Below are 21,676 nucleotides of genomic sequence, written 5' to 3'. Positions count from 1 at the left end.
TGCCGGTTGTTCCTGAAAGGAGCACGGCATGGCAGGCGGTTGGACGCGCGACGGCGCGGTTCAGGACCAGATCGACGACACGGTCAGCGACGCGGTCGCCGCGGCCCGCGCCCGCACGCCGAAGGGAGCGAGTGCGGAATACTGCGACGATTGCGGCGAGCCGATCCCGCCGCGTCGGCGCGAGGCGCTGCCGGGCGTGCGGACCTGCGTCGGCTGCCAGGCGGAACGGGACGGCGCCGTGCGTCACTCCGCGATCAACCGCCGCGGGAGCAAGGATAGCCAGCTGCGTTGACGAACCGTTCGCTTGCCGCCAACCGGGCCGCATGAGTTCGGCCTTCATCCGATTGCAGCACCTTGCGCCGCAGCACGCCCTGTCGAAACTCGCGGGCCGGTTCGCCGACTCCACGACGCCCTGGATCCGCGACCCGCTGATCCGCCGGTTCATCGCCGCCTATGACGTCGACATGAGCGAGGCGGCCGAGCCGGTCGAGGCCTACCCGACCTTCAACACGTTCTTCACCCGTGCCCTCAAACCCGGCGCGCGACCGCTCGCAGATACGGAGCGCTTCGTCCTCAGCCCGGCCGACGGGGCGGTGAGCCAGATCGGCGAAATCGCCGACGGCCGGATCGTCCAGGCCAAGGGCCGCGACTATTCCGTCGCGGAATTGCTGGCGGTTGACGCCGGCGACGCCCACCGGTTCGACGGGGGGCGGTTCGTGACGATCTACCTGTCCCCGAAGGACTACCACCGGGTCCACATGCCCGCCGCCGGGACCTTGCGGCAGACGCGCTACGTGCCGGGCGACCTGTTCTCGGTGAACGGGGTGACCGCCGAGGGGGTCGAGCGGCTGTTCGCCCGCAACGAACGGCTCGCGTGCCTGTTCGATGGAGAACTCGGCCGGTTCGCCAGCGTGATGGTCGGGGCGATGATCGTCGCCGGAATCGAAACCGTCTGGAGCGGACGGGTGAAGCCGCACGGAAGGGTGATCGAGAGCCGCGATTTCACCGGACCGCGCTTCGCGGCGGGCGACGAGATGGGCCGGTTCTACCTCGGCTCGACCGTGGTGCTGCTGTTCGAGCCGGGGAATGTCGAGTGGATCGAGGGGATCGGTGCGGGAAGCACCGTGCGCATGGGACAGGCCCTTGGCCGCCGACTGTAGAGATCAGCCGAACGCGCGCGCGTAGCGCACCACGCCGCCGGTCCCGCTGCCCGCCAGAACCAGCCGTTGCAGGAACTCGCCCCCCGGACGCGGATAGACCAGCCGGATGTCGCGCTCGAAACCGAACCGCGCGTAATATGCGGGATCGCCGACCAGCACCACGCCGCGCGCGGCCCGTAGCCGCAGTTCAGCGATGCCCGTCCCGATCAGGCGCGATCCGATGCCGAGCCGTTGAAGGTCGGGACGGACGGAGACCGGGCCGAGGCCGAACCAGCCATCCTCGCCGCCCTCGATGACGACCGGCGAGAACGCGACGTGTCCCGCCACCGTGCCGTCCGTCTCCGCGACGAGCGACAGCGAAAGGTCGCCGGCGGCGCGCAGCGCGTCGATGATGCCGGATTCGCTGCCGTCGCTGTAGGGGACCCCCGCGAACGCATCCGCGGTGACCGCGCGAATCGCGGCCGCGTCACCCGGCCGCTCCGCGCGGATCGATATGGTCACCGGAGGAGGTGCCCTGCCCGGTCGCGCTTGGTGGCGAGGTAGCGCGCGTTGTGCGGGTTGTCGGGCAGCTGGTGCGGCACCCGCTCGACCACGCGCACGCCGGCATCTTCCAGTGCGACGACCTTCGCAAGATTGTTCGTCATCAGCCGGACGCTGCGCGCGCCGAGCAGGTCGAGCATTCGCGCCGCCACCGGAAAGTCGCGCGCCTCGTCGGGCAGACCGAGGCGGCGGTTCGCGTCGATCGTGTCGAACCCTTCGTCCTGCAGCCGGTAGGCGCGCAGCTTGTTGACGAGGCCGATCCCACGCCCTTCCTGCCGCAGGTAGAGCACGACGCCCCAGCCGCCCGATCGCGCTTTCTGCGAGGCCGCGTGGAGCGCCGCGTCGAGTTGGGGTCCGCAGTCGCACTTGAGGCTGCCGAGCACGTCGCCGGTGAGGCATTCAGAATGCAGCCGCACGAGCGGCGGCGTGTCCGACCGCGGATCGCCGAACACCAGCGCGACGTGTTCGCGCAGGTCGTCGGGCGTGCGGAAGGCGACGATCTCGCACGCCTCGCCCGCCGCGACCGGCAGGTGCGCCCGCGCGGCGATGACGAGGCGCGCAGGATCGGTGAACGCGGCCAGATCGGCGGGAGCGAACGGCTGTGCCTCGCCCGCGTTGGCGGGATCGACGAGAAACGCGGGCAGGATTCCCGCGATCCGCGCAAGCTCCAGGGCGGCGGCGGCCCCCTCGGCCCAATCGAGGGATTCGGCGCGAAACGGACCCTTGAGCGGGTTCGCGAGATCGAGCGCGGGATCGGCGAGCGCACGCGCGGCGGCGAGGTCAAACTTCCCGGCGCCGCGCACCAGGACCGGTGCTTCCGGGACTGCGGCCTCGCGCTGGTTGGCAAGCTTGAGCGTTTCCGCGCGCGCCGCGCCGATCAGCATCCGTTCCGCGCGCGCTCCGGGTGCGAAGGCGGTCTCTGCGGGCAGGAGCGTGGGTCCGCCGTCAAGCGCGATCGGCCACCCGTGGCGCAGCGCATCCACCGCTTGCGCCGCGCGCCGGGATGGGCTCGCGGTCAGAGGTCGAACTCCGTGACCAGCGGAACGTGGTCGCTCGGGCTGTCCCACCGGCGCGTTTCCTCGACGAACCGGTGGCCCGTCGCCTGTCTCGCCAGGTCGGGACTGGCCCACATGTGGTCGAGCCGCCGGCCCTGGTCCTTCTGCCGCCAGTAGCTGCGGTAGGACCACCACGAGTAGTTGCGCTCGGGCGCCGGGATGAACCTGCGCCCCAGGTCGACCCAGCCGTGGGCGTCCCCCAGCCGCCCAAGCGCCTCGACTTCGACCGGGGTGTGGCTGACGACCTTGAGCAGCGCCTTGTGGTCGTAGACGTCGCATTCGAGCGGCGCGACGTTGAAATCGCCGACCAGCAGCGTCGGCCGGTCGAGTGAATCCGCCCAGCGGGCCATCCGCTCGAGGAAATCGAGCTTCTGGCCGAACTTGGGGTTGGCCTCGCGATCGGGCACGTCGCCCCCGGCCGGGATGTAGACGTTCTCGACGACCAGCCCGGAGCCTTCGATCTCGACCCCGACGTGGCGCGCCTCGCCGTTGTCCTGCCAGTCGTGGCGGCTGATCTCGCGGAACGGCAAGCGGCTGACGGTGGCGACGCCGTGGTAGCCCTTCTGTCCGTGCACCGCCTGGTGGACGTAGCCGAGGTCGGCGAGCGCCTGGGCGGGGAACTGGTGTTCCTGGCACTTGATTTCCTGCAGACACAGCACGTCGGGCGCTTGCTCCGACAGCACGCGCAGGACCTGGTCGATGCGCAGGCGAACCGAATTGATGTTCCAGGTGGCGATCGAAAGCATGACAGGCGGATAGCAGCGCCCCCGCGCGTCGCAACAGCGAACGAAAAAACCCCCGCGCCGGGGGCATTGGCGCGGGGGTTCGTTTTGAGCGTTCGTCACGCTTGCGGGCAGCCTCTTGCGAGGTCGGACAACAGGGGGGAAATCCGCCTCGGGCCGTTCCGCAACACCGGCTCTACGCCCGGGTGGCTTTCACCTCGATGAACGCCGCGATTCGGCTCGTCGCATCGTGCCAACGGCAATCCGCCGAAGCGGGGCCTAGCGGCGACGGGACGAGGGCCTGGGATCCCTGAACTTGAACGCGCTGTCAGCCACCGCGACGCCGTAACGCTGGTTCGACAGGCGCACGGTGGTGCGCCCGTTCTGCGAATCGAGCGCGACCCAGTTGGTCAGCTGCAGCCCGCCGGGGGCCGACGCGTTCTTGACGAAGATCATCGTGATCACCCCGTATTCGGGGTGCTTTTTGTCCTTGACCTCGACCGCGACGACGTTGTCGCTACCCGAAGGGACCAGCTTGCCGTACCGCTTCACGTCGCGGCTGGGATCGAGCAGCGCGCCCAGCGGCGAATTGCCGATCGGCCAGCGCTGGACCTGCTTGACCTCGTAATCGACGAGATAGAGCGACTTTCCGTTCGATACGACGAGCATGTTGGCGCCCTTTTCGTATTCGAAGCGAATCTTGCCGGGCCGCTTGAGCGTCAGCTCGCCCGAAAGCGTCTGGCCCTTGCGGTCCGTCTGGGTGAAGTCGGCCTTCATCGTCGAGATGCCGCGCAATGCGGCAACCGCCTGGTCGAGCTGGCTCGACTGGGCCTCGGCGGGGACGGCGGGAAGCGTTAGCAGCGCCGCGGGCGCGCCAACCGCAAGCGCGCCGGCAATCGCGGCGCGCAGCGAGAATGCGGGAAGTTTCTTCAAGTTTCTCATGCTCCGGCAATTAGGTGCGGAGCGTTGAACCACCACTGAACCCAAGCGGTTCCGGCGGTTCAGGAAGATCACTTGATCTTGGCTTCCTTGAACTCGACGTGCTTCTTGGCAACCGGGTCATACTTGCGGAAGGTGAACTTCTCGGTGTGGTTGCGCGGGTTCTTCTTCGTGACGTAGAAGAAGCCGGTGTCGGCGGTCGAGACCAGCCGGATCTTGACGGTTGCGGGCTTCGCCATGGCGCTTGTCCTGATTCGATTGCGGCCACAGCGGGCCTTAAATACCAAGGGCGGCGCACGCGCACCGCCCGTCGGGCGCGGCCATTGGTGCAAACCGCGGCGAAAGTCAAGCGAAGTGGCGCCGCGTTACCACGCGACCTTGCCGCGGTTGGCCTTGACCTGGCCGCGCGATTTCTTCTCCCGGATGCGCGCTTCCTTGCCCACGCGGTTGAGCCGGGTCTTCGCGCGCTTTGCGGGGGCCTCGAATGCGCCCCGGATCAGCCCCTCGAGCCGTTCGCGCGCATCGGCCCGATTCGCCTCCTGCGTGCGGAACCGCCGCGCGGTGAGCACGATCTCGCCGCCTGCCGTCATCCGTCTGCCCGCCGCCGCCTTCAACCGCGCGAACACCTGCGGCTGGAGTCGCAGCGCGTAAACATCGAGCCGCAGCTGCACCGCGGTCGCGACCTTGTTGACGTTCTGCCCGCCGGGGCCGGAGGCGGCGATGAAGCTTTCCTCGGCCGCTCCAAGGGCGCGCGCCACCGCCTCGTCGGCGTCACTCATGCGCGAAGCCGAGCTGCGCGAAGTCGGGCGGCAATGGCGCGTGGGCGCGGATTGCCGGCTTGCCCTCGCGCGGGACCTCGAGGTCGATCGCGTGGAGCATCGTGCGCGGGCCGGTGTGCTTGCTGCCGTAGACCGGATCGCCCGCCAGCGCCGCGCCGAGCCCGCTGGCGGCGTGGACCCGGATCTGATGGGTCCGGCCGGTCTCGGGGCGAAACTCCACCAGCGTCAGCCCCTCGTGGGCGGTGAGCTTGCGCCAGTGCGTGACCGCAGGCTTGCCCTTGCGGGCAGGGATCATCCGCCAGCCCTTCTCGGCCGAGCTGATCTTGCTGAGCGACAGTTCGATCGACCCCTCGTCGCTGGCGAAGTCGCCCGCGACGATGCCGAGGTAGCGCTTGGCGACCGCTCGCTCCTCGAACGCGCGGTTGAACCGGGCGAGCGCCTTGGGATTGCGCGCGAGCAGCAGGCAGCCGCTGGTGTCGGTGTCGAGCCGATGCACCGCGACGGGATCGCGCTGGAAGCCGAGCCGCAACTGCGGCAGGTGATCCTCCAGCGAGCGGCCGCCCGCGCGGGGGCGCTCGATGGGCAGGCCGGCGGGCTTGTCGATCACCAGCGCCTCGCCGTCCTCGAAGAGAATCGGGATCACGGCAGCAGCCTCGCCGGCATCAGTCCGCGCACCGCATTGCCCAGCAGGAACCCCTCCGCAAGATCGTCGAGCGTCAGGTCCGATTCGCGCGCGCGGCCGCTTTCGATCAGCGACCGGCGAAGAACGCCCGGCAACAGCCCGAGCGCGGTGGGCGGGGTCAACAGCACGCCGTCACGCGCGACGAACACGTTGGCGGCCATGGCTTCGGTCACGCGGCCGTCGTCGCGCACGAACAGCGCATCGTCGGCACCCGCCTCACGGGCCGCATCGCGCCCCGCGTCGTAGAACCAGCGATCGTTCGTCTTGTGGGCAAGGCGGTGGTCGCCGGGATCGACCGGGAGCGGCAGCGCGATGCAGGTCGTCTCGGCCGGCGTTTCGCCCAGCGCCTGCGCCTCGAGCGCGGTGGCGCCGCTGCGCGCGAGGAGGAGGCGGATCTTGGCGGGAACCTCGAGCTCGAAGCACAGCGCCTGGATCGCGTTGCGCGCCGCGTGCCGGTCGAACGCGAAGCCCAGTGCCGCGGCGCTCGCCTTCATCCGTTCGAGATGGATTTCGAGCAGGTTGATCCCCGTCTCCGGATCGAACCGCATCGCTTCGATCAGGTCGAACCCGGCAGCGGAGCGGGCCGCGAAACCTGCCTTCAGAAGGCACTCGCGCCGCTCGGGCGCGCTTTGGCTGTCGGCGACGATCGCCGAGCCGACGCCGAGAACCGCGGTGCCGTGGCCGTTCTCGGTCTCGGTCAGGCGCAGGGTGCGGATCGCCACGTTGAACGCCGCGTCTCCGCCCGGACCGATCCGCCCGATCGCCCCGCAATAGGGACCGCGCGCGTCACGCTCAACCGCGTCGATCAGTTCCATCGCGCGGATCTTCGGCGCGCCGGTGATCGATCCGCACGGAAACAGCGCCCGAACGAGGTCCATCGCCCCCATGCCTTCGGCCAACCGCGCGCGGACGGTGGTGACCATCTGGTGGACCGTCGGATAGCTCTCGACCGCGAACGGCGCCTCGACCCGCACGCTTCCGGCCTCTGCGACGCGGCTGAGGTCGTTGCGCATCAGGTCGACGATCATCAGGTTTTCGGCCCGATCCTTGTCCGAATGCGCGAGTTCGTCGGCCAGCGCGCGATCCGCCCCGGGGTCGGCGGCGCGGGGACGGGTTCCCTTCATTGGCTTGGCCTTCGCCTCGCCGTCTCGCAGGCTGAAGAACAGCTCGGGCGAGAGGCTGAGGAGCCAGTGCTGCCCGTCGAACACGATCCCGCCGTACCCGCTCGCGGCGTCGCCCCTCAGCGCGGCGTAGAGCGCCAGCGGATCGCCGCGGAAGCTGCCCGCGAGCGGGAAGGTGAGGTTCGCCTGGTAGATGTCGCCCGCCCGGATCGCTTCGCGCAGCTGCTCGAATGCCTCGGTGTACCCTCCCGGAGAGAGCTGGGGATCGAGCGGGCCGAGGCTTGGCGTGCCTTCGCCGTGCTCGGCCAGCCAGCCGGGAACCTCGGCCGCGGGAACGATCCGCGCTTCGTCGAACAGGCCGAGCCATACCAGCGGGCCGCCCGCGCCGGTGCGGGGGCCGGCCAGCGCGGAAAGGCGGGGTTCGAGCGCGAGCCCGGCCTCGTAGGCGATGTAGCCCGCGAGCGTGCCCCCGGCACGCCGTGCCGCGTCGGCCCTGTCCAGCACGGCGGCGACCTCGGCAGGCCGGTGTGCGACGAACCTCTCGCTCGGGTTCTCGAACAGGTTCGCGTCCGCGGCGCCGGCGGCGCGCGCGTCGTCGAGCAATACGAAAGGGGTGCGCCCGGGCATCGGCTAAGCCTTAGCGCCTCGCGCTTTCGTGTCGAGGGCGCTTGACCGCGCGCGGAGCTGTTGCGAGACGGAAAGGGCACAGGGGGAGGAGCCAGCGAGTGGGCCAGATCTTCATCGGCCTCGCCGATAACGGCGAGAAACAGTACCTCGAACTCGGCCGCGCCAACCGCCACGGCCTGATCGCGGGGGCCACCGGCACCGGCAAGACGGTGACGCTGCAGGGCCTTGCCGAGAGCTTCTCCGCGAACGGGGTCCCGGTGTTCCTCGCCGACGTGAAGGGCGACCTTTCGGGAATCTCGATGCCCGGTTCGCCCGCCTTCAAGCACGCCGCAAAGCTCGAGGAGCGGGCGAAACAGCTCGGGATGGACGACTATGCCTATTCGGACAATCCGGCGGTGTTCTGGGACCTCTATGGCGAACAGGGCCACCCGATCCGCACGACGATCTCCGAAATGGGGCCGCTGCTGCTCGGTCGCCTGCTCGACCTCAACGAGACCCAGCAGGGCGTGCTCGACGTGGTCTTCCGGTTCGCCGACGACGAGGGACTGCTGCTGCTCGACCTCAAGGACTTCCAGGCGATGCTGGCCCACGCGGCCGAGAACGCGAGTGACCTGTCCGCGAAGTACGGCAACATCTCGAAGGCCAGCGTCGGGGTGATCCAGCGCCAGGTGCTCAGCCTCGACAGCCAGGGCGGGGCGCAGTTCTTCGGCGAGCCGGCGCTCGAGATCGCCGATTTTCTGCGCGTCGACGAAAAGGGGCGCGGGATGATCAACGTGCTCGCCGCCGACAAGCTGATGCGCAGCCCCAAGCTCTACGCAACGTTCCTTCTCTGGCTGCTTGCCGAACTGTTCGAGGTGCTGCCCGAAGTCGGCGACGCGGAAAAACCCAAGCTCGTCTTCTTCTTCGACGAGGCGCACCTCTTGTTCGACGACGTGCCATCCGCGCTCGAGGACAAGATCGAGCAGGTCGTCCGGCTCATCCGGTCGAAGGGCGTGGGCGTCTATTTCGTCACCCAGAACCCGATCGACGTGCCCGAGGAAGTCGCGGGCCAGCTCGGCAACCGGGTCCAGCACGCATTGAGGGCGTTCACCCCGCGCGACCAGAAGGCGATCAAGGCGGCGGCGGACACTTTTCGCATCAATCCGAAACTCGACGTGGCGCAGGCCATCACCGAGCTCAAGACCGGCGAGGCGCTGGTCTCGACCCTGCTCGAGGACGGGGCGCCCTCGGTGGTCCAGCGCACGCTGATCAAGCCGCCGCGCAGCCGGTTGGGACCGATCGACGCCAAGGAGCGCGCGATCATCCAGTCGGTCAGCCCGTTCGACGGCAAGTACGACGAGACGGTCGACCGCGAGAGTGCCGCCGAAGTGCTCGCCCAGAAGGCCGCCGATGCCGCCGCGACCGCCGAGGAGGTCGAGGCGACGAGCCGCGCCGAAGTCGGCAAGCGCGAGCGGCTGCACACCGGCATCTGGGGCACGATGATGTCGAAGGCGGGCAAGCGCGCCGCGGGGGCCGCACTCGGTTCGGGCGCCTCGATCGCGGCCGGGGCGATCCTGGGTAAGAAATCGCGCGCCAACCCGATGAAGACCGCCGCGAGTTCCGCCGCCGGCTCGATCGCCACCGACCTTGCCGGTCCCTACGTCGGGCGGTTCGTGCGCAACCTCATCGGCGGCCTGATGCGCTGATGGCCGATTTCTTCGATTCGCTCGGTCCCGACCACGTCGCGATGATCGAAGCCCAACCGGTCTTCTTCGTTGCCACCGCAGGGAACGAGGGGCGGATCAACCTCAGCCCGAAGGGTCTCGACGGGACGCTCAAGGTGCTGTCCCCGAACCGTATCGCCTATCTCGACCTCGGCGGTTCGGGCAACGAGACCCATGCCCACCTGGCGGCGGACGGGCGGATCACGCTGATGGTGTGCAACTTTCGCCAGCCGGCGCTGATCCTGCGGGTCTACGGCCGCGGCCGGGCGGTGCTTCCGCAGGACGCCGGATGGGCGGTACTCGCCGGGCATTTCACGCTTCTGCCGGGCACCCGGCAGATTTTCGACATCGCGGTCGAGAGCGTCCAGACGAGCTGCGGCTGGGGCGTGCCTCTGATGGAGCACGACAGGGACCGGGAGACGCTGGTCAAGTACCACGCCCAGGCCGACCCGGCGGCATGGGTGGCGAAGGCGGCCGGCCGCACGTCGAGCATCGACGGGCTGCCGACCCGGGCGACCGACCGCTACATAGCCGGCGAACCCGCGCCCGAGGGGCGGTGATCGCCGCTCGTCGGTCGGCGATGGCCGCCGGTCGATGCGGGCGCTTGCCATTCGGCTGCGCGCACCGGTAGCGGATCGCTTCCGACAATACCCCATCCCATCGAAAGAACCTGCATGCGTCTCGCGTTCACTGTCGCTCTCCTTGCCAGCACGGTCTTTGCTGCCGTTCCGGCGTTGGGGCAGGAGCAACCTGCTGAAAGCCAGGCCGTCGCGCTCGCCGACGTGCCGCGCGGGCTGCTGAGCGATGCCGCGATCCCGACGGCCTATCGCATCGACACCTCCTTCGACCCCGCGCGCGACGGTTTTTCGGGCCGGACCGAAATCGACGTCGAACTCGCGGCGCCATCGCGCTTCATCGACCTGCATGGCCGCAACCTCGACATGCTTTCGGTCGTCGCCCGCCCGGCGGGCGGCGGCGCGGACCGATGGACCGGCACCTGGCACCAGATCGACGATTCGGGGGTCGCGCGGATCGGCTTTCCCGAAGACCTGCCGGCAGGTCGCCTGACCCTCGAATTTGCCTACACCGGGCGCTACCAGAACAACGCGTCGGGTCTGTTTCACGTCAAGGTCGGCGACGAATGGTACGGCTGGAGCCAGTTCCAGTCGACCGACGCGCGGGCGGCGTTCCCCTCGTTCGACCAGCCGTCCTTCAAGGTACCGTTTACGGTCACCATCCGGACCCCTGCCGGCCAGGTCGCGGTCAGCAATGCGCCCGAGGTGTCGAGCACCCTAGAGGACGGCTGGCAGGTCCACCGGTTCGCCCCGACGCTGCCGCTTCCGACCTATCTCGTCGCGATGATGGCGGGGCCGTTCGTCACCGCCGAGAGCGTGGTCCCGCCGACGCCCGAGCGGGCGCAGCCCCTCCCGCTGCGAATCGTCACCACCCGGCCGAACGCTGGCACGATGCACTTCGCGCTGGAGAACTCGAAACCAATCGTGGCGCTCCTGGAGAACTATTTCGGCCAGGCCTTCCCGTACCCCAAGCTCGACCAGATCACCTCTCCGGTGATGCCCGGCGCGATGGAAAACGCGGGCGCCGACCTCTACGCCGACGGCATCCTGATCCTCGATGAAGATGCCGCCGTGTCGCGCAAGAAGTTGTTCGGCATGGTCGTCGCGCACGAACTCGCGCACCAGTGGTTCGGCGATCTGGTCACCCCGCGCTGGTGGGACGACATCTGGCTCAACGAGAGTTTCGCCAACTGGATGGGGTACGAGATCGGGGGGCGGTGGCGGCCCGACCTCAAGATCGGCGAAGGCGCCCTGGCCGAAGGGTTTGAAGCGATGTCGACCGACGAGCTGGCTGCGGGCCGGCCGATCCACCAGCCCATCGCGACCAACGACCAGGTCGATTCCGCCTTCGACACGATCACCTACGGCAAGGGCGGTCACGTTGTCGCGATGGTGGCCGGGTTCGTCGGGCCCGATGCGTTTCGACAGGGCGTGCGGGCCTACATGGGGGCGCACCGATACGGGACCGCGACGAGCGAGGATTTCTTCGCCGCGATGGCCTCCGCTGCGAAAGACGACCGCCTGACCCAAGCGATGCAGAGCTTTACCGACCAGCAGGGCGTTCCGCTGATCACGGTCAGCGGCGGGGACGGCAGCTATTCGATCCGCCAGAGCCGCTATGCGCCGCTGGGCGCTGAACCGACCGACACCCGGTGGGGCGTTCCGGTGTGCATGCGCCGGTCGGAGGAACGCGCGTGCACCCTGCTGGCCGACGCTGCGGGCGCCTTCGCGCTAGCCGGCAGTGGTCCGCTCATGCCCAATGCCGGCGGCACCGGCTACTACCGCTTCGAATTGCCCGGCGCGGAGTGGGATGCGCTCATCGCACAGGCCGACACGCTCGAAGCGGCGGAGGCCCTGGCGCTCGAGGACAGCCTCGACGCAAGCTTTCGCGCCGGCCGGGCAAGCCCGTCGAAGCTGATCGCCCTGGCGGAAAGGCTGGCGGCCAATCCCGATTCCTACGCCGCCGGCGCGGCCACCGATTCGCTCGCCCGGCTGTACCGCGCGGGGTTCCTCGATGACGCCGCCGAGGCGGCCTACCTGAAATGGGCAGCCGGCCTCGTGCGCAAGGACTACGAGGCGCTCGGCTTCGATCCGAAGGCAGGCGCCTATGCTGGCGCCGACCCCGAAGAGACGCAGCGGCGCCAGCGTGCGGTCGCCGGCGTGGCGATGGCGCGTGATCCCGCGCTTGAGAAGACGCTCGTTGCCGCTGTCGGCGCCTATCTCGGCGGAGAGACCGCGGCGCTCGACCCGGCGTTCTTCGGGACCGCGATGAAGGCCTATCTTGCCAAGACGGGCATCGCGGGCGCGCGGACGCTCGCGAGCGCTGCCCTGGCCTCGGAAGACCCGGTTTTCCGCCCGGCGGCGCTGTCCGCGATCGGCCGGTCGGGCGATCCCGAGGTCGCGCGCTGGATACTCGCCGGGATTGAAGATGGCCGCTTGCGCGTAAGCGAGCAATTGTCGCTGCGGCTCGCCGTCGTCCTGACGGGCAAGACGCGGGACCTCGGTTATGACTGGATGCGCGGCAATCTGGCGGCGCTGATCGACGGGAAGTCCGGCATCTTCAACCTGCGCGGCATCCCGATGGTGCTGCGCGACTACTGTTCCGTCTCTAAGGCCAACGAGATCGCGGAACTCTTTCGCGGGAACCTTGCCGGCACGCCTGCCGCGCTCGAACTCGAACGGACCATCGAGCAGGTGCGAAACTGCGGCACCCTGAAGGCGGCGCGCGCGCAAGAGGTGAACGCCGCGCTTCGCGCGCTGCAATAGCCGCCATGGCCGGCAAGCCGCCACTGCGCCGGGCACTTTTGCCGGACTGCGTGCGTTGGACCGGCACGTGCAGCTGACTTTTGCCAGTTACAACATCCACAAGGGGGTGGGGACCGACGGGAGGCGCGATCCCGATCGCGTGCTGACGGTCCTGCGCGAGATCGATGCCGACGTGATCGCGCTGCAGGAGTGCGACCTGCGCTTCGGCACGCGGGACAGCGTGATCGAGCGTGCAGCGCTCGACGACACCCCCTGGCGCCCCCTGCCGGTCGCCCGCCGCGCCACCAGCCTAGGCTGGCACGGCAACGCGATCCTGGTGCGCCGTACCTTCGAGCCGATCGAATCCCATGCGGTCGCACTGCCGATGCTCGAGCCGCGCGGGGCGGTGCGCGGCGATTTCGCCGTTTCCGGGCTGCGGATCCGGGCGGTGGGGATGCATCTCGACCTGTCGGGCCTCAGGCGGCGGGACCAGGTTCGGGCGATCCTCGACCACATCGACGGGTGCGCGGACGGGTGCCCCACGGTGCTCATGGGCGATTTCAACCAGTGGGGGGTCGCCACCGGCGCCATGCGCGAATTCGCGGATCGCTGGCAATCGCTCGCGCCGGGCCGGAGCTTTCCCAGTCGCCAGCCGATCGCCCACCTCGACCGGATCGTCGCCTCGCGCGAGTGGAAGATCGTCGAGCTTGGGGTTCACCACAGCGCACTGGCGACGCAGGCGTCGGACCATCTGCCGGTCTGGGCAACGCTCGAGTTGCCCAATTCCTGACCACGTGCCTATTTTCTGAGCATCTGCGTGTGCAGGGCGCCAAGCGCGTCCGTGCGCCCACCCTCGGCGGACCGTTAATTTTCCCGGCTGGCACGGCTCTTGCTGCACCTGCGAAGCCGGGACGGGCCCGGCCGCAATCGAGGGGGCATCGATGAAATTCATCATCGCCGTAATCAAGCCGTTCAAGCTCGACGAGGTGCGCGAGGCGCTCTCGGGCATCGGCGTCGCCGGCATGACCGTGACCGAGGTCAAGGGCTTCGGGCGCCAGAAGGGCCAGACCGAAATCTACCGCGGCGCGGAATACTCGACCAACATGCTTCCCAAGGTGAAGCTCGAGATCGCCGCCAGCGACGCGATCGCGCCGCAAGTGGTCGAAACGATCCAGCAGGTCGCCCGCACCGAAGCGATCGGTGACGGGAAGATCTTCGTCCTCGACCTCGCTTCCGCGACCCGCATCCGCACCGGCGAGTCCGGCGACACCGCGCTCTGATCCGCGCGCTCCGAAATCATGAGGGGTAATCCGATGATCCGCACACTCTTTACCGGCGCGGTCGCCACGGGGGCGTCGATGCTCGCCGCCACCGCCGCCTTCGCGCAGGACGCCGCGGCGACTGCCGCAGATGCCGCCGTCGAGGCGGCGCCCGCCGCCGCCGAAGCGGCCGCCGCGGTCGCCAATCCGGGCAACAACGCCTGGATGATGACCGCGACGCTCCTAGTCCTGCTGATGATCCTGCCGGGCCTGGCGCTGTTCTACGGCGGCCTGACCCGCAGCAAGAACATGCTTTCGACGATGACCCAGGTCGGCGGGGCGGCCTGCCTCGCGATGCTGATCTGGGTGATCTACGGCTACGGCCTCGCCTTCGGGCCCGAAGGCAACGCCTTCATCAGCTGGGGCAAGTTCTTCCTTGCCGGTGTCGATGCAGACAGCACGGCCGCCACCTTCTCGGACGAGGTCATCAGCGAATACGTCTTCATCTCGTTCCAGATGACCTTCGCCGCGATCACCGCCGCCCTGGTCCTGGGTGCGACCGTCGAGCGGCTGAAGTTCTCCGCCGCGATGCTGTTCACCGCGATCTGGCTGACCATCGTCTATTTCCCGATCGCTCACATGGTCTGGGCGGGCGGCGGCCTGCTGTTCGAGATGGGCGCGCTCGACTTCGCGGGCGGCACCGTGGTGCACATCAACGCCGGCGTTTCGGCGCTCGTCCTCGCGATGTTCCTCGGCAAGCGCCAGGGCTACCCGGCCGAGCCGATGCCGCCGCACAGCCTCACGCTGACGCTCGTGGGCGCGGGCCTGCTCTGGGTGGGCTGGTTCGGCTTCAACGCCGGGTCGGAACTCGAAGCCGACGGCACCGCGGGCCTTGCCATGATCAACACCTTCGTCGCCACCGCGGCGGGTGCGCTGGCGTGGATGCTGATGGAACGCTTCGCCGGTCACAAGGGCTCGGCCCTTGGCTTTGCCTCGGGCATCATCGCCGGCCTCGTCGCGGTTACTCCGGCCGCTGGCAACAGCGGACCGTTCGGAGCGATCGTGCTCGGCATCGTCGCTTCGGTCGTGGCCTACTTCGCGGTTTCCAAGCTGAAGTCGAAGCTCGGTTATGACGACTCGCTCGATGTGTTCGGCATCCACGGGATCGCCGGCATCGTCGGCGCGATCGGCACCGGCATCGTCTACCAGCCCGGCTTCGGCGGGCCGGGCGACGGCTCCACTGCGATGGGTGCGCAGGTGACGACCCAGATCATCGCCGTCGCTGTAGCGATCGGCTGGGCCGCTGCCGGCACCGCGCTGGCCGCGTTCATCGTCAAGCTCGTCACCGGCCTCAGGGTCAGCGCCGAGGTCGAATACGACGGCCTCGACATCGGCGAGCACGGGGAGCGCGCCTACAACTGATCACCAAGCTTGGCGTGGGCCAGGGGGTCTCCTCTCCTTCCCTCTGGCTCCGCCATCCGATGTTCCTCCTGCGAACACCGCCTTTGATGGGTCGGGAGCCAGCCGCTCCCGGCCCCTTTTTCGTTGCAGCTTGAACACACTCCCGATTCGCAGCGCATCCCCGCACCGCATTGCCGTTGCCAAACGCGCGCAATCGATCAAACTTGCGAAAAGTTAGGGGAGAAGAACAATGGCGTATCCGGCTTCCACCTTCACCAAACTGCGGGTCGGCCTGCTCGTGGGAGCGGCATCCGTGGCGACCCTGTCGCCTGCGGCCGCACAGGACCTCGGCGGCCCGGCCGATGCCCCGGCGATCATCGTCACCGGCACCCGCCAGCTCGACCGTTCGGCGGCAGACACGGTCGCGCCGGTCGACGTGGTGTCGGGTTCGGAACTGCAGAACCAGGCGCCGAACGACATCGGGGACGCGATCCGTATCTCGGTGCCGTCCTACAACGTCAGCACCCAGCCGATCTCGGACGCCGCGACACTCGTGCGGCCGGCTAACCTGCGCGGCCTGTCGCCCGACAACACACTCGTCCTCGTCAACGGCAAGCGCATGCACCGCGCTTCGGTCATCGCCTTCCTCGGCGGCGGCATCTCGGACGGTTCGCAAGGCCCCGACATATCGGTGATCCCCTCGATCGCGATCAAGCAGCTCGAAGTGCTGCGTGACGGCGCGTCCTCGCAATACGGTTCCGACGCCATTGCGGGCGTGCTCAACTTCATCCTCAAGGACAATGCCGACGGGATCGAGCTGACCGCCAAGTACGGACAGACCTACAAGGGCGACGGTGAGAACTACCTGTTCGGCGCCAACGTCGGCCTTCCGCTGGGCGATGCCGGGTTCCTCAACCTCAGTGCCGAATACGGGGAATCGAACGCGACTGACCGTTCGGTCCAGCGCGACGACGCCGCCGCGCTGATCGCCGCCGGCAATACCGCGGTCGCCAATCCCGCGCAGATCTGGGGCCAGCCCAATGTAAACGACGACTTCAAGTTCTATGCCAACGCCGGCGTCGACCTGACGGAAGACATCACCCTCTATGCGTTCGGCAACTATGCCAGCCGCAACGTCGACGGGGGATTCTTCTTCCGCAACCCGACCAACCGCGGCGGCGTCTACGCGGGGCCGATGGTCGATCCGGTGACGGGGTTCGCCTCCACCGCGCCCAACGCGGTCCCCTCTATCCTCGTCGGCGACCTGTCGATCAACACCGCGGGCGACTGTCCGGCGGGCATCCCGCTGACCCAGGGCGGCGGGCTCATTCCCAACCCGGTCGTGCTCGCGGCGGTCACCGCCAACCCTAACTGCTTCTCGTTCGTCGAGCTGTTTCCCGGCGGTTTCACGCCCCGCTTCGGCGGCGACGTCGAGGATTACTCGATCGCGACGGGCGTGCGCGGCAAGGTGCTGGGCGCGATCGACTTCGACCTCAGCTACCGGCACGGGCGCAACAAGGCGGACTTCATGATCCGCAACACTGTCAACGCCTCGCTCGGCCCCAACACCCCGACCGAATTCAACCCGGGCGGTTATTCGCAGACCGAGAACGTGTTCAACCTCAACCTCGGGTACGAGATTCCGCTCGGAACCGGCAGCGTCTACGTCGCTGCGGGCGGCGAATACCGCGACGAGGAATTCACGATTTATGCAGGCGACCTGGCTTCGTTCGAGCTGGGGCCGCTTGCCCAACCCACTGCCGCATTCCCGTTCGGTCAGGGGTTCTCGACCAGTTCGAACGGCTTTCCCGGCTTCGCCACCAATTCCGCCGGATCGAGCAAGGAAGACAACAAGGCGGCCTACCTCGACATCGAGGCCGACCTGATGGAGGCGCTCACACTGCAGGCGGCGGTGCGCTACGAAGACACCAAGAGCTTCGGCAACACCACGACGTGGAAGGTCGGCGGGCTCTACAAGCTGAGCGACGCGCTGCGGGTGCGCAGCACCTATTCGACCGGCTTCCACGTGCCGACTGCCGGCCAGGCCAACGTGATCAACGTGACCACGCAGTTTTCCAACGGGATGCTGCAGGACGAAGGCACGTTCCCGCTCTTCAGCGCGCCTGGCCTGATCGCCGCCGACTACATCGCGGCACCGGTGGCCAGCGGCGGGCTGGGCGGTACGCGCCCGACGCTGGGGCCCGAGCGGGCCGACAGCTTCACCGCGGGCGTGGCGGGCGAGATGGGCAGGGTCACCTTCACGATCGACTATTTCAACATCAAGCTGAAGGACCGGATCTCGCGCTCGTCGGCGATCGATTTCCCTGCGGCGCTCTGCTATCTCGCCAATCGTGAAGGCGTGGCGAACAACTGCACTTCCACCTTCACCCCGCCGACCGCGCAGCTGCTGACTCAGCTCGCCAACGCCAACGTGATCGACCGGGCGGACTTCACCGGGTTCGAGGACCTGACCGCGTTCACGTTCTTCAACAACGATTTCGATACGCGCACGCAGGGTGTCGACTTCGTCCTGAACTCGCGGTTCGCTCTCGTATCGGGCGGCACCACCCGCGCGACGCTGGCGATCAACTACACGAAGACCGACGTCACCAACGTGGGCGACACGCTCAACAGCACGCGCGTGCGCCAGCTCGAGGAGGGCCTGCCGCGCTGGAAGGGCTTCCTGAACCTGACGCACGAGCAGGGCCGGTTCCGCGGGCTGCTACGGGTCAACTACTTCGGCAAGTACTTCGAGGCCCATCTCGAGGACGATACGCTGCCGATCTTCGCCAAGGCGAAGATGACCGTCGACGCCGAAATCGGCTACGAGTTCATCGACAACTTCGAACTGGCGGTCGGCGCACAGAACCTGTTCGATACCTATCCGACGCTGAACCCGTGGCGCGGCATCGTGGGCGCGCAATATGGCGAACGCTCTCCGTTCGGTTTCAACGGGGGCAGCTGGTACGTGCGGGCCAGCGCGAAGTTCTGACAAGCGGGCCATTCGCCGGGGGCCATGCCCCCGGCGGGCCTTCTCATCGCAGCAGCCGCCACCCGCCGATAGCGAGGATCGCGACCCAGGCGGCGATGATCGCGACGGCCGCGCCGCGCGACACCGGCCGCTCGGCCAGGCGCGCGGCGGCTTCGCGGTACTCTGCCATGAGCGGCGCCGGTATCAGCTTCAGCGCCAGCCACACCCCTGCGGGGACGATCAGCAGATCGTCGACCAGCCCCAGCACGGGGATGAAATCGGGGATCAGGTCGATCGGGCTGAAGGCGTAGGCGGCGACCGCGCCTGCCAGAAGCTTCGCGGCAATCGGCGTGCGCGGATCGCGCGCGGCGACCCACAAAGTCAGTGCCTCGCGCTTGAGCGCTTGGAGGCGATCGCGGAGACTAGGCAGCGAGCCGCGCCTCAATGAACCCGGCACACCGCTCGCCGATCATGATGCTCGGCGCGTTGGTGTTGCCGCTGACGAGCCGGGGCATGACCGAGGCATCGGCGACCCACAGGCGGTCGACGCCGCGCACCGCGAGCGTGGGATCGACCACGCTGTCGTCGTCGCCGCCCATCCGGCAGGTTCCCACCGGGTGGTAGATGGTGTCGGCCACCTGGCGGATGCGCGCCTCGAGCGCGTCGTCGTCGTCGTAATCGATGGGGTTGCGGTCCCTTGCTCCCAGCGCCCGGAAGCTCGGGGCATCGGCGATCCGCACCATCAATCGCGAACCCTTCATCAGCAATGCCATGTCGCGCGCGTCGGACAGGAAATTGGGGTTGATCGCCGGCGCCGCCGTCGGGTCCGCGCTGTGCAGCCGGACCCAGCCGCGGCTGTACGGTCGCAGCACGCAGGCGTGGAGCGAGAAGCCGTGCTGTTTCAACCGGTCGCGCCCGTGGTTCTGGATGATCGCGCGGATGAAATGGTACTGGATGTCGGGCGCCGGAGCATCGGGTTCGATCTTCACGAACCCGCCGCTTTCGGCGAAGTTCGTGGTCAGCATCCCGGTCCGGTGCCGGCGGTGCTCGACGAAGGCCTTCGCAAGCGCCCAGAGGCCCTTGAGCGAGCCGCCGAACAGGCTCGTGTCGTCGAGCTCGTAGCTGGTCAGGAAATCGCAGTGATCCTGCAGGTCGGCGCCCACCGCCGGCCGGTCGAGTCGCACTTCGATGCCGTGACGGGAAAGCTCAGCGCCTGGGCCGATGCCCGACAGCATCAGGATCTGCGGACTGCCGAACGCCCCCGCGCTCAGCACCACGCCGCCCGACGCGCGGATCGTCTCGGTCCCATCGCCCTTGCGGATGGTCACGCCGGTGGCGCGGCCGTCCTCGATCTCGATTCGCTCGATCACCACGTCGGTGCGCACGGCAAGATTCGGGCTGCCTTCGAGCGGCTCGATGAAAGCGCGCGACGACGACCAGCGTTCGCCGTCCTTCTGGGTGACCTGGTATAGTCCGAAGCCCTCCTGGCGGGGCCCGTTGAAGTCATCGTTGCGGGGCAGCTGGAGTTCGGCGGCGGCATCGACGAAGGCTTGCGCCACGTGGCTCGGGCTGATCTGGTCGCTGACGGGCAAGGGGCCGCTCGCGCCGTGCCAGGCATCGGCGCCGCGTGCATTGTTCTCCTGCCGCTTGAAGACGGGAAGGACGTCGTCCCATGCCCAGCCCGTGCAGCCGAGCGCGGCCCAGTTCTCGTAATCCCACGGGTGGCCGCGAATGTAGACCATCCCGTTGACCGCGCTCGATCCGCCGAGTCCGCGCCCGCGCGGCTGGTAACCGATCCGGCCGCCGAGGCTGTCCATCGGCTCGGTATCGTACTTGAACATGCTCCTGTCCGGCATCATCGCCAGCAGCCCCGGGGTGCGCGTGAAGACATGCCGGTTCGCACCGCCCGCTTCGAGCAGGCAGACCCGCCGCCCTGCTTCGGCCAGCCGCCCGGCCGCCGCGCTGCCCGCGCTGCCGCCGCCGATCACGATGATGTCGAAATTGTCGCTCACGCCCGCCTCTCCTTGGAGGTGGGGGTTAGGCAGCCTCGCGCGGTGCGGCAACCGGGTTTTCGTCCGCAACCGGTTTTTCCGCGACCCGGCGCGTTTCCCAGCGGGCGCGGATCATCTCGCTCGTCTCGCGGGAACCGTCGTGGGTCCAGCCGGGTGCACGGACGAGGTAGGACAGCTTGTGCCGCCAGGGCGCGCGGGCCACGTCCTGCGCGATGCCGATCCATTCGTGGAACACCGCCCACAGGAGGTTGAAGCTGCCGAGCTGCCGGACGATGCCGTAGCGGATCCGTTCCTCGTCGGGGCGCTCTTCCTCGAACGTGCCGAACAGGCGGTCCCAGACGATGAACACGCCTGCGTAGTTGCGATCGAGGTAGCGCGGGTTGGTCGCGTGGTGGACGCGGTGGTGGCTCGGCGTGTTCATCACCGCCTCGAACCAGCGCGGCATCTTGCCGATCGCCTCGGTGTGGATCCAGAACTGATAGATCAGGTTGAAGCCGCCGCAGATGGCGATCATGACCGGGTGGAAGCCCAGCAGGACCAGCGGCAGCTTGAACGCAAAACCGAGCGTGAGGAAACCCGTCCAGGTTTGCCGCAGCGCGGTCGAAAGGTTGTAATGCTGGCTCGAGTGGTGGTTCACGTGGCTCGCCCAGAACCACCGCACGCGGTGCCCGAAGCGGTGGATCCAGTAGTAGGCGAGGTCGTCGAGCACGAAGCACAGCGCCCACGCCCACCACGCCCACGGCACCTCGAACAGGCGGAACTGCCAGGTCCACAGGAACAGCGCGAGGAACGCCCCGCCGGTCAGCAGACCCGCTACCGTGCTGCCGAGGCCGAAGGCGAGGCTGGTCAGCGTGTCCCGCGGCTCGTAGGCCTCGCGCCGCATCCTCCGGGCCCAGATCATCTCGATCAGGACCAGCAGGACGAAACCGGGTACGGCGTAATCGACGGGCGAGAAGCTGGGCATGGCTGACCGGGTTATAGGCGCCGAAGGCTCGCAGCCCAAGCCTGCGCTTGCGGGCCGAGGTCGAGCGTGATTTCTCCGAATCGGCGGTCGCTCGTGCCGACGACGAGGAAGTTGCGGTCGAGCCTGGCGTGCGCGTGCCCGTCTAGCAGCCGGGCCGCGAAATGCGCACCGTGCCGCCGGAGGAGCATGACCCGGCCCTCGCCATCGCGCGCCAGTGCGGCGAGGCCGGCGCGGTCGATCGCGATCTCCACCGGCTCGAATCCGTACAATGCCTCTTGTGCCAGTTCGCGCAGATGCGCCTCGTCGCGGATGCGGGCGTCGCCGCCCAGCCCGAGCCTGAGCGCAATCCACGCAAGCGCGAGAATCGCGATCAGCGATGCGCCCATCTGGATCAGCTTGCCGGTCATCGCCGCGGCGTTGC

General features: G+C 68.4%; 21 protein-coding genes. 9 read left to right on the top strand and 12 right to left on the bottom strand.

The genetic code is table 11. From position 1 onward, the window contains the following. Positions 1–28 precede the first annotated feature (28 nt). Together N0B51_RS01705 and asd are read left to right on the top strand one after the other, a co-directional pair. Positions 29–292 carry a DksA/TraR family C4-type zinc finger protein gene (locus tag N0B51_RS01705; RefSeq protein WP_259960454.1) on the top strand — a complete coding sequence of 88 codons (264 nt, stop codon included), beginning with the start codon at positions 29–31 and terminating at the stop codon, positions 290–292. Positions 293–323: 31 nt separating this feature from the next. Then, a complete protein-coding gene (gene asd, locus N0B51_RS01700) occupies positions 324–1,160 on the top strand; it encodes an archaetidylserine decarboxylase (RefSeq protein ID WP_259960453.1) in 837 nt (278 codons plus the stop codon). Positions 1,161–1,163: 3 nt separating this feature from the next. On the opposite strand, the gene N0B51_RS01695 is transcribed toward asd, so the two are convergent. From N0B51_RS01695 to pabB, 8 genes are all read right to left on the bottom strand, one after another. Continuing rightward, complete coding sequence (locus tag N0B51_RS01695; RefSeq protein WP_259960452.1) at positions 1,164–1,661, bottom strand: GNAT family N-acetyltransferase; 498 nt, start codon at positions 1,659–1,661, stop codon at positions 1,164–1,166. Beyond that, complete coding sequence (gene ribA, locus N0B51_RS01690) at positions 1,658–2,683, bottom strand: GTP cyclohydrolase II (protein ID WP_259960451.1); 1,026 nt, start codon at positions 2,681–2,683, stop codon at positions 1,658–1,660. Before ribA ends, N0B51_RS01695 begins: the two co-directional genes overlap by 4 nt. A gap of 32 nt (positions 2,684–2,715) precedes the next feature. Further along, positions 2,716–3,501, bottom strand: a complete 786-nt coding sequence (locus N0B51_RS01685) for an exodeoxyribonuclease III (RefSeq protein ID WP_259960450.1) — start codon at positions 3,499–3,501, stop codon at positions 2,716–2,718. 255 nt (positions 3,502–3,756) lie between these two features. After that, entirely contained in the window at positions 3,757–4,419 is a 663-nt protein-coding gene (locus N0B51_RS01680; protein WP_259960449.1) for a LolA family protein, read from the bottom strand. 68 nt (positions 4,420–4,487) lie between these two features. Beyond that, complete coding sequence (gene rpmG / locus N0B51_RS01675; RefSeq protein WP_057882031.1) at positions 4,488–4,655, bottom strand: 50S ribosomal protein L33; 168 nt, start codon at positions 4,653–4,655, stop codon at positions 4,488–4,490. Between the two features lie 126 nt (positions 4,656–4,781). Continuing rightward, on the bottom strand, positions 4,782–5,195 hold the full coding sequence (arfB, locus tag N0B51_RS01670) for an alternative ribosome rescue aminoacyl-tRNA hydrolase ArfB (RefSeq protein WP_259960448.1): 414 nt from the start codon (positions 5,193–5,195) through the stop codon (positions 4,782–4,784). Beyond that, positions 5,188–5,838, bottom strand: coding sequence for an RluA family pseudouridine synthase (locus N0B51_RS01665; RefSeq protein WP_259960447.1), 651 nt, complete (start codon positions 5,836–5,838; stop codon positions 5,188–5,190). The genes arfB and N0B51_RS01665 overlap by 8 nt, the downstream gene beginning before the upstream one ends. After that, a complete protein-coding gene (gene pabB / locus N0B51_RS01660) occupies positions 5,835–7,625 on the bottom strand; it encodes an aminodeoxychorismate synthase component I (protein ID WP_259960446.1) in 1,791 nt (596 codons plus the stop codon). Before pabB ends, N0B51_RS01665 begins: the two co-directional genes overlap by 4 nt. A gap of 98 nt (positions 7,626–7,723) precedes the next feature. On the opposite strand from pabB, the gene N0B51_RS01655 reads away from it, so the two are divergent. From N0B51_RS01655 to N0B51_RS01625, 7 genes are all read left to right on the top strand, one after another. Continuing rightward, the gene (locus N0B51_RS01655; protein ID WP_259960445.1) at positions 7,724–9,310 is read left to right on the top strand and encodes a helicase HerA-like domain-containing protein; all 1,587 of its coding nucleotides are present in this window, start codon (positions 7,724–7,726) and stop codon (positions 9,308–9,310) included. After that, positions 9,310–9,888 (top strand): pyridoxamine 5'-phosphate oxidase family protein, encoded by a 579-nt coding sequence (locus N0B51_RS01650; protein WP_259960444.1) that lies wholly within the window; start codon positions 9,310–9,312, stop codon positions 9,886–9,888. Before N0B51_RS01655 ends, N0B51_RS01650 begins: the two co-directional genes overlap by 1 nt. Before the next feature lie 114 nt (positions 9,889–10,002). Continuing rightward, positions 10,003–12,669 carry a M1 family metallopeptidase gene (locus N0B51_RS01645; RefSeq protein ID WP_259960443.1) on the top strand — a complete coding sequence of 889 codons (2,667 nt, stop codon included), beginning with the start codon at positions 10,003–10,005 and terminating at the stop codon, positions 12,667–12,669. A gap of 67 nt (positions 12,670–12,736) precedes the next feature. Continuing rightward, positions 12,737–13,438, top strand: coding sequence for an endonuclease/exonuclease/phosphatase family protein (locus N0B51_RS01640; RefSeq protein WP_259960442.1), 702 nt, complete (start codon positions 12,737–12,739; stop codon positions 13,436–13,438). Between the two features lie 151 nt (positions 13,439–13,589). Then, positions 13,590–13,928, top strand: coding sequence for a P-II family nitrogen regulator (locus tag N0B51_RS01635; protein WP_259960441.1), 339 nt, complete (start codon positions 13,590–13,592; stop codon positions 13,926–13,928). A 33-nt stretch (positions 13,929–13,961) separates the two neighbouring features. Further along, positions 13,962–15,329 carry an ammonium transporter gene (locus N0B51_RS01630; RefSeq protein ID WP_259960440.1) on the top strand — a complete coding sequence of 456 codons (1,368 nt, stop codon included), beginning with the start codon at positions 13,962–13,964 and terminating at the stop codon, positions 15,327–15,329. A gap of 229 nt (positions 15,330–15,558) precedes the next feature. Beyond that, the gene (locus tag N0B51_RS01625) at positions 15,559–18,300 is read left to right on the top strand and encodes a TonB-dependent receptor plug domain-containing protein (RefSeq protein ID WP_259960439.1); all 2,742 of its coding nucleotides are present in this window, start codon (positions 15,559–15,561) and stop codon (positions 18,298–18,300) included. Between the two features lie 43 nt (positions 18,301–18,343). Here N0B51_RS01625 and N0B51_RS01620 read toward each other — a convergent pair whose 3' ends face one another. From N0B51_RS01620 to N0B51_RS01605, 4 genes are read right to left on the bottom strand one after another with little or no spacing between them, the layout of a single operon-like run. Further along, positions 18,344–18,658: a YkvA family protein gene (locus N0B51_RS01620; RefSeq protein WP_259960438.1), complete on the bottom strand. Its 315-nt coding sequence runs from the start codon at positions 18,656–18,658 to the stop codon at positions 18,344–18,346. A gap of 43 nt (positions 18,659–18,701) precedes the next feature. After that, the gene (locus tag N0B51_RS01615; protein WP_259960437.1) at positions 18,702–20,291 is read right to left on the bottom strand and encodes a GMC family oxidoreductase; all 1,590 of its coding nucleotides are present in this window, start codon (positions 20,289–20,291) and stop codon (positions 18,702–18,704) included. A 25-nt stretch (positions 20,292–20,316) separates the two neighbouring features. Further along, positions 20,317–21,255, bottom strand: coding sequence for a sterol desaturase family protein (locus N0B51_RS01610; RefSeq protein ID WP_259960436.1), 939 nt, complete (start codon positions 21,253–21,255; stop codon positions 20,317–20,319). Between the two features lie 11 nt (positions 21,256–21,266). Next, positions 21,267–21,662 (bottom strand): hypothetical protein, encoded by a 396-nt coding sequence (locus N0B51_RS01605; protein ID WP_259960435.1) that lies wholly within the window; start codon positions 21,660–21,662, stop codon positions 21,267–21,269. Between the last annotated feature and the right edge of the window lie 14 nt (positions 21,663–21,676).

The sequence above is a fragment of the Tsuneonella litorea genome (assembly GCF_025154015.1).
GTDB classification, from domain to species: domain Bacteria; phylum Pseudomonadota; class Alphaproteobacteria; order Sphingomonadales; family Sphingomonadaceae; genus Tsuneonella; species Tsuneonella litorea.
This window is presented reverse-complemented; position numbering and strand designations above follow the sequence as displayed.

Coding starts and splice junctions, on each gene's coding strand:
- N0B51_RS01705 (WP_259960454.1), top strand. CDS start 29: ATGGCAGGCGGTTGGACGCGCGACGGCGCGGTTCAGGACCAGATCGAC.
- asd (WP_259960453.1), top strand. CDS start 324: ATGAGTTCGGCCTTCATCCGATTGCAGCACCTTGCGCCGCAGCACGCC.
- N0B51_RS01685 (WP_259960450.1), bottom strand. CDS start 3,501: ATGCTTTCGATCGCCACCTGGAACATCAATTCGGTTCGCCTGCGCATC.
- N0B51_RS01680 (WP_259960449.1), bottom strand. CDS start 4,419: ATGAGAAACTTGAAGAAACTTCCCGCATTCTCGCTGCGCGCCGCGATT.
- rpmG (WP_057882031.1), bottom strand. CDS start 4,655: ATGGCGAAGCCCGCAACCGTCAAGATCCGGCTGGTCTCGACCGCCGAC.
- arfB (WP_259960448.1), bottom strand. CDS start 5,195: ATGAGTGACGCCGACGAGGCGGTGGCGCGCGCCCTTGGAGCGGCCGAG.
- pabB (WP_259960446.1), bottom strand. CDS start 7,625: ATGCCCGGGCGCACCCCTTTCGTATTGCTCGACGACGCGCGCGCCGCC.
- N0B51_RS01650 (WP_259960444.1), top strand. CDS start 9,310: ATGGCCGATTTCTTCGATTCGCTCGGTCCCGACCACGTCGCGATGATC.
- N0B51_RS01645 (WP_259960443.1), top strand. CDS start 10,003: ATGCGTCTCGCGTTCACTGTCGCTCTCCTTGCCAGCACGGTCTTTGCT.
- N0B51_RS01635 (WP_259960441.1), top strand. CDS start 13,590: ATGAAATTCATCATCGCCGTAATCAAGCCGTTCAAGCTCGACGAGGTG.
- N0B51_RS01630 (WP_259960440.1), top strand. CDS start 13,962: ATGATCCGCACACTCTTTACCGGCGCGGTCGCCACGGGGGCGTCGATG.
- N0B51_RS01625 (WP_259960439.1), top strand. CDS start 15,559: ATGGCGTATCCGGCTTCCACCTTCACCAAACTGCGGGTCGGCCTGCTC.
- N0B51_RS01610 (WP_259960436.1), bottom strand. CDS start 21,255: ATGCCCAGCTTCTCGCCCGTCGATTACGCCGTACCCGGTTTCGTCCTG.
- N0B51_RS01605 (WP_259960435.1), bottom strand. CDS start 21,662: ATGACCGGCAAGCTGATCCAGATGGGCGCATCGCTGATCGCGATTCTC.